Source organism: Polynucleobacter sp. P1-05-14, from assembly GCF_018881675.1.
In the GTDB taxonomy this organism is placed as follows: Bacteria; Pseudomonadota; Gammaproteobacteria; order Burkholderiales; family Burkholderiaceae; genus Polynucleobacter.
Window position 1 is genome coordinate 90,061 of record NZ_JACVPV010000006.1, and the last position, 13,231, is coordinate 103,291.

Genomic DNA, 13,231 nt, shown 5'->3' on the forward strand with positions numbered 1-13,231 from the left:
TCAGTCTTTTTAGTTCAGCGACAGTTTTGTTGATCAAGGGCAGCTAAAATTCTGTTAGTTGCACCTTGGTGTTCAGTTGAATAAGCCTGAGCAGCGGCACCCATCTGTGCCAATTCATGAGTATTTAGAAGCAATTCTTTCAATGCATCCATTAAGGCTATTGGCTCTGTTAAAAGCAATTCACCATGAATGCGTTTAGCAGCGCCACTATCAATCGCATCTAAGGCAGCTTGTTGAAAGTTATAGGTATGCTCGCCCAAGAGAACAGGGCAGCCGGCTGCACAAGCCTCAATCAAGTTTTGACCTCCAAAGGGCAGCAAGCTTCCACCCATAAGTACTAAGTCAGAGGCGCTGTAATACATCGGCATCTCGCCCATGGAGTCGCCCAGAACAACATCCAATCCGGCACACTCACTCGGAATCCCGGCCCACTCGCTACGACGGCGAAACTTGAAACTAGCATTGTTAATTTGATCTGCTACCTCTGCGAAGCGCTCGGGATGGCGCGGGACCAAACAAAGTAATGGAGGAGTTTCAAATGCATTACTTAAGAGCAAATCTTTCCAAGCCTTCAGAATGATGGCCTCTTCTCCATCGCGCGTGCTGGCTGCACACACCATCAAGCGATTTCCTGCATGTAGCTCCCTCTGCCATTCTTTACCCTCAGCAAGCAGTTTTGGATCGAGTGGAACATCAAATTTCAGATTGCCAGTAATAACGACATTTTTAACACCTAGGCTACGGTAACGCCCAGCATCAAACTCAGTCTGTGCCAGGATTCCTGTAAAGGCCTGAAATAATGCGCGCCCCGCTTCACCAAATCGATTAACACGTCGGGCACTTCTCTCGGAAAGGCGAGCATTCACTAGAAATAGGGGTAAGCCAATTTCTTTGCAACGAAAGACCGCAGTTGGCCACGCCTCGGTTTCCATGAAAAGGCCCAGCTTTGGTTTAAAGGTCTGCAAGAAATGCTCCACAGCCCAACATATGTCATAAGGCAAATAGACTTGTCGAATTTGCCCAGCAGCAATCTCTTTAACAAATAACTGCTTGCCAGTACGGCGGCCATTCAAAGTCATGTGGGTGAGCAAAATAGATTCGCCCTTAGCTAAATAAGCCTCAATCAATGGTTGAGCCGCACGCGTCTCGCCTACCGATACCGCATGAATCCAAATAGAGCCTTGAGAAATAGGCTTGCTGTAGCCAAAGCCCAATCGCTCAGGAATGTGATGAAGGTAGGGGAAGGCGTGACGTGCACGCCAAGCCAGACGAATGAACGCTAAAGGCAATAAGAGATGCCATAGCAATTGATAAGCAGCAAACCAGATCCGGGGACGTACCCCGTATTCTGAATTGGGAGTCAAACTCACTTTTTGAGACGTTCGGTCAACTCGACCGCCTTACCTAAGTAAGAAGATGGTGTCATCTCCAACAAACGTGCTTTTGCATCCTCAGGAATCTTCAAACCACGAATAAAGGTTTGCAGGTCTGCTTGATTAATCCCTTTGCCGCGAGTCAATTCTTTTAACTGCTCATAGGGATTCTCAATGCCGTAACGACGCATCACCGTTTGCACTGGCTCAGCCAACACTTCCCAGCATGCGTCTAAGTCAGCAGCAATGGCAGCGTGATTTACCTCTAACTTACCAAGGCCGCGCAAGGCGCTGTCATAAGCCAGTACGCTGTGGCCAAAAGCAGGGCCTAGATTGCGCAAAACAGTGGAGTCAGTCAAGTCGCGTTGCCAACGAGAGATTGGTAATTTTTCAGCAAGGTGACGCAGCAACGCATTGGCCACGCCCAAGTTACCTTCGGAGTTTTCAAAATCAATCGGGTTGACTTTATGCGGCATCGTCGATGAACCGATCTCGCCTGCTTTAGTGCGCTGCTTAAAGTAACCAACGGAGATGTAGGCCCAGAAGTCGCGATCCATATCCAAAAGAATCGTATTAGCGCGAGCAATCGCATCAAAGAGCTGAGCCATACCGTCGTGTGGCTCAATTTGAATGGTGTAAGGATTGAACGTTAAACCTAGACGCTTTTCAACCACACTCTTGGAAAAATTTTCCCAATCAAAATCAGGATAGGCTGACATGTGAGCATTGTAATTACCCACTGCGCCATTCATCTTGCCTAGCAAAGGAGCGGCGGCGATAGACTCGATCGCACGTTCTAAACGCTTGGCAATATTGGCAATCTCTTTACCCAAAGTGCTTGGTGAAGCTGGCTGGCCATGAGTGCGAGAGAGCAATGGCACTTTAGCGTTCTCAATCGCGAGATCAGTCAACACTGAAAGTACTTTTCTGAGTTGGGGCAAGAGCACCTCATCGCGGGCACCACGCAACATTAAACCGTGAGAGGTATTGTTGATGTCTTCCGATGTGCAGGCAAAGTGAATAAACTCACTTGCTTTCAATAAATCTGGTCGTCCAGCAACTTTTTCTTTCAAGAAGTATTCAACTGCCTTTACGTCGTGGTTCGTTACTGCTTCGATATCTTTGATGCGCTGAGCATCTGCATCAGAAAAGTTTTCTGGGAGCGAAAGGAGAAAGGCTTCGTCAGCAGCATTAATTTTTGGGACATCAGGCAAGCCTGCAGCAGCCAAAGCCAAGAGCCAATGAATTTCCACAAAAACACGTTGGCGCATAAAAGCGGCTTCGGAAAGCCAGGGACGCAAGGCATCCAGTTTTCCGGCATAACGGCCATCTAGGGGGGAAAGGGCATTAAGGGTTGAAAGCGGCTGACTCACGAATATTGCCTTTGCATTGAATATGTCAATAAAAGCTGATTTTAATGCGTTCTGGAGTACAGCAAAGCCCAAATAGGATGGCTATACTTGAGCCCATGAAACTTATCGGATCCCTAACCAGCCCCTATGTACGTAAAGTACGCATTGTTTTTAACGAGAAAAAGGTCGATGTTGACCTCGAATTAGAGAATGTTTGGGCTGCAGACACCAAAATAGCCCTTAACAACCCCCTAGGGAAGGTTCCTTGCCTTATGGCTGACGATGGCGAGGCCATTTATGACTCCCGCGTCATTGCCGAATATGCCGACGGCCTCAGTCCAGTAAGCAAGCTTATTCCTACTGATAACCGTGAACGTGCTGCCGTGAAAACCTGGGAAGCACTAGCAGATGGAATTGTCGACGCGAGTATTTTGGCTCGTCTAGAACTTACATGGCGCCCAACTGAACAACAAAGCCAGGCATGGGTTGATCGTCAGATGAGCAAAATTGATGTGGGGCTGCGTCACATGTCCGAGCAACTGGGTGGAAATGCCTGGTGTCATGGCAATCAACTTACATTGGCAGATATCGCCGTAGGTTGCGCAATCGGATATTTATTATTTCGCTTTCCGGAAGTGAAATGGCAAACCCAGTATCCAAATTTAGATCGCCTGTATCAAAAATTATTACAGCGACCTTCCTTTATTGAAACTGAACCACCGGCCGCCTAATTCACTTACCGCTTAATTAAAAAATGCCAATCAAAACTGATTGGCATTTTTGTATCCGCTGCTTGCTGATTAAAATTATGAAGAAATAATTCCACCACCTAAACAAACGTCTCCGTCATAAAGAACAGCGGATTGTCCAGGTGTAACAGCCCACTGCGCTTCTGGAAAACTCAAGTCAAAACTCAGCGCTTCATTACCAGAACTCAATATACAAGCAGAATCTGCTTGCCGATAACGAGTCTTAGCAGAATAACTTCCAGGTGTTGGTACCACACCAGAAACCCAACTGGCATCCATGGCAGCAAGCTGATTAGCCAATAGCCACGGGTGTTCGTGGCCTTGGGCCACATACAAAGTGTTATTAGGAACGTCCTTGCGCGCCACATACCAAGCGTCACCATTGCCGTCTTGACTGCCACCCAAACCAATGCCCTTGCGCTGACCTAAGGTAAAGAAGGCTAAGCCCATATGCTCACCAACCGTCTTACCTTCGGGAGTTTTAATCGGGCCAGGTACGCGCGGTAAATAACGATTTAAGAATTCTCTAAAAGGACGTTCACCAATAAAGCAAATACCGGTGGAGTCTTTCTTTTTAGCGTTGTGCAAACCAATTTGCTCTGCAATTTTTCTGACTTCCGTTTTGGGAATTTCTCCAAGCGGGAACATCACTTTTGCTAATTGTTGCTGCGTTAAACGATGCAAGAAATAACTTTGATCTTTACTGGCATCAACAGCTTTTAACAACTGCACCCTGCCACCTTCATGCCGCACGCGCGCATAGTGGCCAGTAGCAATCGCATCCGCACCCAAACTCATGGCGTGATCTAAAAAAGCCTTGAACTTAATTTCGGCGTTACATAAAACATCGGGATTGGGTGTTCGCCCTGCGGCGTACTCACGCAAGAAATCAGCAAATACACGCTCACGGTATTCGGCAGCAAAATTGACTGCTTCGACGTCTATTCCGATCATATCGGCGACCGAGACCACATCGAGCCAGTCTTGACGAGCAGAACAGTACTCGTCGTTATCGTCATCTTCCCAATTTTTCATAAAAAGGCCAATAACTTCAAAGCCTTGCTCATTTAGCATCCAGGCAGCAACTGACGAATCTACCCCTCCAGACATGCCAATAACGACTTTCTTGGGCTGTGAGGGCGGGATTGAGGAAGAATTGAGCGGGATCATCAAAAAATGCGAGAATTCAATATAAGCTTACAGACCATATTGTAGAAGTCTTAGCCTGATTCCACAGAATTTCGGGCAAAAACCAAGCAAAAGGACTTAGGGGTGAGTAAATAGGCGCAACAAGCCCTATTTAACTAAAATAGATTTTTTATAAATTTTTGCTTTTGGAGACATGCCATGCGCATAGGAGTGCCACTGGAAACAAGGCCCGGGGAAACTCGAGTAGCCGCCACACCAGAAACCGTTAAAAAATTAATTGGTCAAGGTCATACCGTCGTGATTCAAAAAGACGCCGGGGTAAAAGCCAGTCAACCTGACTCTGCATTCGAGGCTGTCGGCGCAACCATTGGCAGCGCTGCAGATGCATTCGGTGCTGAGATTGTGCTCAAAGTACGTGCGCCTGAGGCGGCTGAACTCAAGCAAATTAAATCCGGTGCCGTGCTCTTAGGCATGCTCGATCCGTTTGATAACGACATGATTGCAGCCATGGCAGCGCAAGGCGTTACTGCATTCTCCTTGGAGGCTGCACCACGCACAACCCGCGCACAAAGCATGGACGTTTTATCTTCGCAGGCAAATATTGCTGGTTACAAAGCAGTATTGGTTGCCGCAAATGAATATCAACGCTTCATGCCAATGCTGATGACTGCTGCGGGAACTGTTAAAGCGGCTCGCATACTAATCCTGGGTGCTGGTGTTGCAGGCTTACAAGCAATCGCTACAGCAAAACGTCTTGGCGCTGTGATTGAAGCATCTGATGTTCGTCCAGCCGCTAAAGAACAAATTGAATCATTGGGCGCCAAGTTTGTTGACGTTCCTTACGAAACTGATGAAGAGCGTGAAATTGCAAAAGGCGTTGGTGGCTATGCCCGCCCAATGCCTGAGGCCTGGATGAAGCGTCAAGCGGCCTTGGTTGCAGAGCGTGCGCAACAAGCTGACATCGTGATCACAACCGCATTGATTCCTGGACGTAAACCTCCAGTCCTATTACATAGCGACACTGTTGCCAATATGAAGCCAGGCTCGATCGTGATTGATTTGGCCGCTGGCAAAGGTGATAACGGTTCAGGTAACTGCCCGTTAACGCAAGCAGACAAAGTAATTGATGTAAATGGCGTGAAAATTGTTGGCTACACCAACTTAGCTAGCATGGTTGCCGCAGATGCTTCTGCACTGTACTCACGTAACTTGCTCGATTTCATGAAACTCATTGTGGATAAAGAAGCCAATTTAGTTATCCCAAGTGATGATGACATCGTTACTGCTTGCTTAATGTGTCGTGATGGCCAAGCCGTCCGCAAAAACTAATAGTAAAAAATACTAAGGAAATACTATGGATCTCGCTGCCTTTCAAAGCATCCTCACCGTTCAAAACATTACCGTGTTTGTATTGGCCATCTTTGTTGGCTATCACGTCGTTTGGAATGTTACGCCAGCATTGCATACGCCTTTAATGGCGGTGACCAATGCCATCTCCGGCATCATCATTGTTGGCGCATTGCTCCAAACTGAAGTTATCGGTGGCGATGAAATCACCCTCACCAGCATTATTGGTGCAGTAGCGGTATTCCTCGCGTCTATCAATATTTTTGGTGGCTTTATGGTCACCCGTCGCATGCTTGAAATGTTCAAGAAAAAAGCTCCCAAAGCTGATGCGGCTGGAACCAAATAAACCTAGAACAAGACCTATATAGAGACCAAAACTATGTCAAACATAACCGCTATTTCTTATCTCATTTCATCGGTGTTGTTCATCCTCGCTTTGCGTGGCTTGTCTTCACCAACCACTTCACGTCAAGGCAACACCTTCGGCATGATTGGTATGTTGTTAGCAGTCATCACCACTTTCTTCATTCCTGATTTCAAACCAGTCATCTCTTTGATCGGCGTTGCCATTGTTGGTGGCGCGATTATTGGAACCATTGCCGCTAAGCGCGTGCAAATGACTAAGATGCCTGAGTTGGTTGCTTTGATGCACTCCTTCGTAGGTTTGTCAGCTGTGTTAATTGCGATCGCTGCTGTATTTAATCCAGCGCATGACCATACTGGTGCACAGAAGATTGAGCTCTTCATCGGCGCATTCATTGGTGCTATTACCTTCACTGCATCCGTGATTGCATTCGGCAAGCTATCTGGCAAGGTCAGTGGTAAGCCAGTGACTTTTGCTGGTCAACATTTGCTGAACTTGATTTTAGCTATTTCGATGGTTGGTGCCGGCGTTACTTATTACATGGGTGACAGCCACGCAGCCTTCTTGGCAATGTGTGCCATTGCCTTGATATTGGGCGTAACCTTAATCATCCCTATCGGCGGTGCTGATATGCCGGTGGTTGTATCCATGCTGAACAGCTATTCAGGTTGGGCAGCGGCCGGTATTGGCTTCACCTTAAACAACCCAGTATTGATTATTGCGGGTGCTTGCGTAGGCTCATCTGGTGCGATTCTGTCTTACATCATGTGTAAGGCGATGAACCGCTCCATCCTGGCTGTATTGCTTGGCGGCTTTGGTGCTGAAGCTGCTGCAGGCGGTGGCGATGATGGCGGCCCTAAGAACTACAAAACAGGATCGCCTGAAGATGCGGCTTTCCTCATGGAAAATGCTGACACTGTGATCATTGTTCCAGGTTATGGCTTGGCAGTGGCTCGCGCTCAACATGCATTGAAAGAATTGACTGAAAAGTTGACTCATCATGGTGTGACAGTGAAGTATGCGATTCACCCAGTAGCAGGTCGTATGCCTGGTCATATGAATGTACTCTTGGCCGAAGCTGAAGTTCCATACGACCAAGTATTTGAGATGGAAGATATCAATAGCGACTTTGGTCAGGCTGATGTTGTATTGGTGCTTGGTGCAAATGACGTGGTAAACCCTGCTGCACGTACGCCAGGTAGCCCAATTTTTGGTATGCCAATCTTGGAAGCATTTAAAGCTAAAACCATCATCGTGAACAAACGTTCGATGGCGGCTGGATATGCCGGCCTAGATAATGAACTCTTCTACATGGATAAAACCATGATGGTCTTCGGTGATGCGAAGAAGGTAGTTGAAGAGATGGTTAAGGCTGTTGAGTAAGTCAACCCTTCAGGTCATTAAATAATTAACCGCCTTCGGGCGGTTTTTTATTACACTAAACAAACTTATCAATATAGCCACACCACCCTACGAGAGCTTGGTATGAATTATTTTCTTGGGAATCACCTCGGCATTGTTAAATATGCGCCCCTCATATTTTTTTCATCCATCCTGACATTCTTATTGATAGGTTGGCTATATGGCAGATATCGGGCTCGCACTTCCGAACATGTTGTTGTCCGCGATTCATTGGCAACAGCAATTTTTGGGCTTTCAGCGCTAGTGCTTGGCTTTACTTTCTCAAATGCTGCCGATCACTTTGATACTCGAATGCGTGTCATACGTGATCAGGCAAATAGTGCGAAGCAAGTCTATCAATCTAGCAGTTACCTAAACCCTAAAGATCAGGCTATTGTTAAAGATACATTACAGCAAATGATTACCTTGAGAATTTCTGTATACGAAGACATCAAAACATTTGATGATCTCGACGGCAAGCTCGATGCCATGGGAAAACTATTAAACAAGTTAAATAAAGAAATTAATGAGTCAATACCTCGCGCACCAGCTAGTACCAAGGATTTAGCCAATACCGTTTTAAGACCCCAGCTCACTCACCTTTTAGACATTTACCAAGAGGGGATACTCAATGCAAAACACCATCCCCCTGCAATTATTGAACGCTTTTTATTTGCTCTACTCTCAATAGGGGCCTTGCTAAGCGGCTACTCGATGGCAGTTAAGAAAGAGGAGGACTGGTTCCTGACGGCCCTGTACTTAGGTTTGATGGGATTTGCACTGTATGTGATTTTTTCTTTGGAATTTCCACATCAACTACAGAGCTCGGAATACATTAATGCCGACTTTTTGAGACTTCAAAAGGCTTGGCAGTAACATCACAACACTACCTTCTCTGGTAGCTATTGGATAAATTGTCCTGCAGTACATAGGCAATGCCATTGGCTACCAAAGAAAGCTCTTGATCGAGTACTCGGCTGCGGTAAGTCCAACCAGCAGGTAATTTCAACTGCTCGCCCAATACTGGAAGATCTTTCATATTGAGAGCAGGATTAACGATTTGTGAATAAGATTGCATCACATACACGTCACCTCCAGGGGAGGTGAGTTCATATACAGCGCTACCAACTCTATAAATGAAATTAGTAGTACGAGAAATTTCATTGGGGGTGTATTGTTTGCTACCCATCAATTGCTTGAGCAAGCTCAACTGGATAGTTGCCCGTAAATTCATCTCTATACCATCAAAGGATTCTTTGACGTCATTGACAGTGCTGCCTGCCGCCTGTATTTCATCCATCGTCCAATAACGAGGACCATTTAACAGGACAAAGGACGCATCAAATTTTTTAGAAATAGAGTCTTTAGTTAACTCTTTCCACTGGGCTTCAGGGCAAAGATTAAGTCCTTGCGTATTAAATACCTTTACTTCCAAATTGAGCCAAGCTCGCTTGCCCACCAGAACTTCGCAATAACGCTGATTACGCAGATTTGAGACACTTTTCTGAAATACCAGCTGAGAGTCAGCGGATTGAGCAATTACACCCCCACAAAGAAGGATAGAACTCAGAAAGAGTGAGCCCATTGAAATGAGGAGACTTGCTTGAGTGCGACCGGTCATCTTGAAGCCCGTTCCAGTGGTAATGTTGGGTAAAGCTTACTCCTATAAAGAAAAAGCGCCTGGTCTTTTGAACCAGGCGCTCTTATTTCTACAGCCAGAAAGCTGTGGAAAGTAACAGCTATTACATCATGCCGCCCATTCCACCCATTCCACCCATTCCACCCATATCAGGCATACCACCAGCAGATTCATCTTTTGGTGCTTCGGAGATTGCGCAATCAGTTGTCAACAACAAGCCAGCAACAGAAGCAGCATTTACTAATGCAGTTTTTGTTACCTTAGTTGGGTCGATAACACCTTGTGCAACGAGGTCGCCGTATTCACCAGTAGCTGCGTTGTAGCCGTTATTGCCTGTACTTGCTTGTACTGCATTAACAACCACACCAGCATCTTCACCAGCATTGCTAACGATCGTACGCAATGGCTCTTGCATAGCGCGCAATACGATGCTGATACCAGCGTCTTGATCAGCGTTATCGCCTTTCAAGCCCTTAATACCTTGCATTGCACGAATCAACGCTACGCCACCGCCAGGAACAATGCCTTCTTCAACTGCTGCACGAGTTGCGTGCAATGCGTCGTCAACACGAGCCTTCTTCTCTTTCATTTCTACTTCAGTAGCAGCACCAACACGAATCACCGCAACACCGCCAGCCAATTTGGCTACGCGCTCTTGCAATTTCTCTTTGTCGTAGTCGCTAGTTGCTTCTTCGATCTGAACACGAATATTCTTCACACGAGCTTCAATCGCTTTAGCATCGCCAGCGCCATCGATGATGATGGTGTTCTCTTTGCCTACTTCGATACGCTTTGCTTGACCTAAGTGCTCAAGAGTTGTTTTCTCGAGTGTAAGGCCGATTTCTTCAGCGATTACTGTGCCGCCAGTCAAAATCGCGATGTCTTCCAACATGGCTTTACGACGGTCACCGAAACCAGGAGCCTTAACAGCGCAAGTCTTGATGATGCCGCGGATGTTGTTCACCACCAAAGTTGCCAAGGCCTCGCCTTCAACATCTTCTGCAATGATCAACAATGGACGGCCAGACTTTGCTACTTGCTCGAGTACTGGGAGCAAATCACGGATGTTAGCGATCTTCTTGTCAAACAAGAGTACGTATGGGCTTTCCAATACGGCAACTTGTTTTTCTGGTTGATTGATGAAGTATGGAGAGAGGTAACCGCGGTCAAACTGCATACCTTCAACTACTTCAAGCTCGTCTTCTAATGACTTGCCATCTTCAACAGTGATAACGCCTTCTTTACCTACTTTTTCCATGGCTTCTGCAATGCGCTGACCAATGCTGTGGTCGCTGTTTGCAGAAATAGAGCCTACTTGAGCGATTTCTTTAGTAGTGGTGCAAGGCTTGCTGATTTTTGCGAGTTCTTGAATAGCAGCTGCAACAGCCTTATCAATACCACGCTTCAGGTCCATTGGGTTATGGCCCGAAACAACATACTTCATGCCTTCGCGAACGATAGACTGCGCCAATACAGTAGCGGTAGTTGTACCGTCACCAGCGATGTCAGCAGTTTTGGAAGCAACTTCCTTAACCATCTGCGCGCCCATGTTCTGGAGCTTGTCTTTGAGTTCGATTTCTTTTGCTACGGATACACCATCTTTAGTGATCGTTGGTCCACCGAATGAACGCTCGATTACTACATTGCGACCTTTTGGTCCCAAAGTTGTTTTCACTGCATTAGCAAGAATGTTGACGCCTTCGACCATCTTGGTGCGGGCGTTATCTCCAAATACAACGTCTTTTGCTGCCATGATTAAATTCCTCTCTTAAATACCGAAATTACTTCTGTACAACAGCCATGATGTCGTCTTCACGCATCACGATGAGTTCTTCGCTGTCAACTTTTACTGTTTGACCTGCATATTTGCCAAACAACACGCGATCGCCTACTTTGACGTCAGGTGCGTTTAATTTGCCGCTGTCATCGCGCTTGCCCGGTCCTACTGCCAAAACTTCACCTTGATCAGGCTTTTCTGCAGCAGCGTCAGGAATAATGATTCCGGAAGCAGTTTTTGATTCTTGATCTAAACGCTTGATGATTACGCGATCATGTAAGGGACGCAAATTCATCTCTTCTCCTATATTAGTAAGTGTTAACTATTTAAATAAACTATATAAATCAATGCTTTGTAATCTCTCACACGCAAACTAAGGCTAATTTATCTAAAAACCAGCTGTTTTAGCACTCGCGTGTAGGGAGTGCTGATTATATAGGTCTCATTCCTGGGATTTCAAGGGCGGATCACCATAAATTCTTTAAGGATTTAGCCTATTTTTATAATGGGGACAGGCTGGTAGGCCGATTCCTACAGATAAATCAGCCTAAAGCCCTTACCGCTCCAATCCGTCCTGCCTAGACTGGATAGCCACCGACTGGAGAATGCTGATGAGCCCGAAATCCCGGCTGTACACGCTTGTAAAGGCATGGAAGAACAAACCCTTCCAAGAAGTACGAGACGCCTGTGGCGACCCCTGGCTTGGACTTAGTAACCAAGCCCTTGAAGAACACCAATCCTGGTCTAAACGACAAGCGATTAGTTATGAACCCATTTTTAACTGCAAGGGAACCAAACTGACAGGATCTTTATTTAGACCATTACTGACTGCCTCTGACATGCAATTGCTGCGCCTTTTTATGGAAGGCTTAGACACCATCGCATATTGGTATCGCAGTGGTCGCTTTATTCCTGGCATTTTGCCAATACCAACACATGCCATAGCCTCAAGCCGCTACGTGGATGCAATGAGTGAACTCATTCTGAACTCACGCCTACCAGTGGGCTTGGTAAGTATTGGCATTCAAACAATTCCTGAGCCTGACATCGCCGATGCTTGTAAAGAAGGGTTGCTGCGTTTACGACGGCTTGGCATCTTGCTACATTTTCTGAAATTCACCGGAAGCATTGAAGAGTTGCAGTGGATCACGGAAATGCAATTAGAGGGCGTTCATATCGATATGAGTCAAATACGTGAACGCGAGCTGGCAAGCAATGTGCTTTCTCAACTCAGACAATCGCCCTACTCACCAACACAATTTTATGCCAGCAATATTGGGTTAGTAAAGGATTTAGAAAACGCTTCCACTCTGATTGCCGACCATTCCTATGGTGGTCTCATGATGTCGCCTGTAAGTCGCCATCAGATGCTGCAGATTAACGATAGTCGTATCGCTAAAGCCATTTTTTCGCTGCACCCTCATCCACACCCAAACCAAAACGGAGACAAGTAATGAGAAAACGCGTGATGTTGGTAGATGACCATCCGGCAATGCTGATGGCTCTTAAAAGTATGTTGCAGGACCAGTTGCTTTTTGAGATCGCAGGGCAAGCCCAGAATGGTGAGGAGTGCCTTAGGTCCATGAAGGAGGTGAACCCCAATATGGTGATCCTGGATCTCGATATGCCCAAGACGGATGGCTTTGACGTCATACGCCGTATCGGATTAATGTATCCCGAGGTTCGAATGCTTGTTCTTTCCAGCATGGACGAGGCTGTTTATGGCGGGAGAGTACGCTCATTAGGCGGGCATGGTTTTGTAAACAAAACTGCAGGTGCAGATGTCATCCTAGCTGCTTGCGTTGCCATATCCCAAGGCTATAACTTTTTCACTCATGGCAAAAATGGCAATAGCTCATTAAGTGACAACGATAAGCTTGCGCTAATTTCTGATCGTGAGTTACAGGTTATGAAATATCTAGGCAAAGGTAACTCCAATCAGCAGATCTCTGAAATGCTGCATATCAGCAATAAGACAGTAGCTACTTATAAGACCAGAGTCTTTGACAAACTAGGCATTAACAATATTGCAGACTTGATTTTGTTCTGTCGCATGAACAATATTATCGAAAGCTAATTG

At 46.2% G+C, this 13,231-nt stretch carries 13 protein-coding genes; 7 read left to right on the forward strand and 6 right to left on the reverse strand.

Annotation, left to right across the window (positions count from 1 at the left end):
• Positions 1-14: 14 nt before the first annotated feature.
• Positions 15-1,370, reverse strand: coding sequence for a 3-deoxy-D-manno-octulosonic acid transferase (locus ICN37_RS04410; protein ID WP_216155162.1), 1,356 nt, complete (start codon positions 1,368-1,370; stop codon positions 15-17).
• Positions 1,367-2,746: an adenylosuccinate lyase gene (gene purB, locus ICN37_RS04415; RefSeq protein ID WP_215320961.1), complete on the reverse strand. Its 1,380-nt coding sequence runs from the start codon at positions 2,744-2,746 to the stop codon at positions 1,367-1,369. The genes ICN37_RS04410 and purB overlap by 4 nt, the downstream gene beginning before the upstream one ends.
• A gap of 95 nt (positions 2,747-2,841) precedes the next feature.
• Here purB and ICN37_RS04420 point away from each other — a divergent pair, with 95 nt between their 5' ends.
• Positions 2,842-3,456, forward strand: a complete 615-nt coding sequence (locus tag ICN37_RS04420) for a glutathione S-transferase N-terminal domain-containing protein (RefSeq protein WP_216155164.1) — start codon at positions 2,842-2,844, stop codon at positions 3,454-3,456.
• Between the two features lie 75 nt (positions 3,457-3,531).
• Here ICN37_RS04420 and mnmA read toward each other — a convergent pair whose 3' ends face one another.
• Positions 3,532-4,644: a tRNA 2-thiouridine(34) synthase MnmA gene (gene mnmA, locus ICN37_RS04425; protein WP_216155166.1), complete on the reverse strand. Its 1,113-nt coding sequence runs from the start codon at positions 4,642-4,644 to the stop codon at positions 3,532-3,534.
• A 177-nt stretch (positions 4,645-4,821) separates the two neighbouring features.
• On the opposite strand from mnmA, the gene ICN37_RS04430 reads away from it, so the two are divergent.
• From ICN37_RS04430 to ICN37_RS04445, 4 genes are all read left to right on the forward strand, one after another.
• A complete protein-coding gene (locus ICN37_RS04430; RefSeq protein WP_215320967.1) occupies positions 4,822-5,952 on the forward strand; it encodes a Re/Si-specific NAD(P)(+) transhydrogenase subunit alpha in 1,131 nt (376 codons plus the stop codon).
• Positions 5,953-5,977: 25 nt separating this feature from the next.
• Complete coding sequence (locus ICN37_RS04435) at positions 5,978-6,316, forward strand: proton-translocating transhydrogenase family protein (protein ID WP_011903634.1); 339 nt, start codon at positions 5,978-5,980, stop codon at positions 6,314-6,316.
• A 33-nt stretch (positions 6,317-6,349) separates the two neighbouring features.
• Complete coding sequence (locus ICN37_RS04440; RefSeq protein WP_216155168.1) at positions 6,350-7,717, forward strand: NAD(P)(+) transhydrogenase (Re/Si-specific) subunit beta; 1,368 nt, start codon at positions 6,350-6,352, stop codon at positions 7,715-7,717.
• A gap of 102 nt (positions 7,718-7,819) precedes the next feature.
• A complete protein-coding gene (locus ICN37_RS04445; RefSeq protein WP_215320970.1) occupies positions 7,820-8,611 on the forward strand; it encodes a hypothetical protein in 792 nt (263 codons plus the stop codon).
• Between the two features lie 10 nt (positions 8,612-8,621).
• Here the strand turns inward: ICN37_RS04445 and ICN37_RS04450 are convergent, their stop codons facing one another.
• From ICN37_RS04450 to ICN37_RS04460, 3 genes are all read right to left on the reverse strand, one after another.
• Positions 8,622-9,356, reverse strand: a complete 735-nt coding sequence (locus ICN37_RS04450) for a hypothetical protein (protein WP_216155170.1) — start codon at positions 9,354-9,356, stop codon at positions 8,622-8,624.
• A 121-nt stretch (positions 9,357-9,477) separates the two neighbouring features.
• Positions 9,478-11,127, reverse strand: coding sequence for a chaperonin GroEL (groL, locus tag ICN37_RS04455; RefSeq protein WP_215320974.1), 1,650 nt, complete (start codon positions 11,125-11,127; stop codon positions 9,478-9,480).
• A 28-nt stretch (positions 11,128-11,155) separates the two neighbouring features.
• Positions 11,156-11,446, reverse strand: coding sequence for a co-chaperone GroES (locus tag ICN37_RS04460; protein WP_072582790.1), 291 nt, complete (start codon positions 11,444-11,446; stop codon positions 11,156-11,158).
• Between the two features lie 316 nt (positions 11,447-11,762).
• Between ICN37_RS04460 and ICN37_RS04465 the strand changes: the two genes are divergently transcribed.
• Together ICN37_RS04465 and ICN37_RS04470 are read left to right on the forward strand one after the other, a co-directional pair.
• On the forward strand, positions 11,763-12,605 hold the full coding sequence (locus ICN37_RS04465; protein WP_216155172.1) for a diguanylate phosphodiesterase: 843 nt from the start codon (positions 11,763-11,765) through the stop codon (positions 12,603-12,605).
• Positions 12,605-13,228 carry a response regulator transcription factor gene (locus tag ICN37_RS04470; RefSeq protein WP_072582788.1) on the forward strand — a complete coding sequence of 208 codons (624 nt, stop codon included), beginning with the start codon at positions 12,605-12,607 and terminating at the stop codon, positions 13,226-13,228. Before ICN37_RS04465 ends, ICN37_RS04470 begins: the two co-directional genes overlap by 1 nt.
• Positions 13,229-13,231 lie beyond the last annotated feature (3 nt).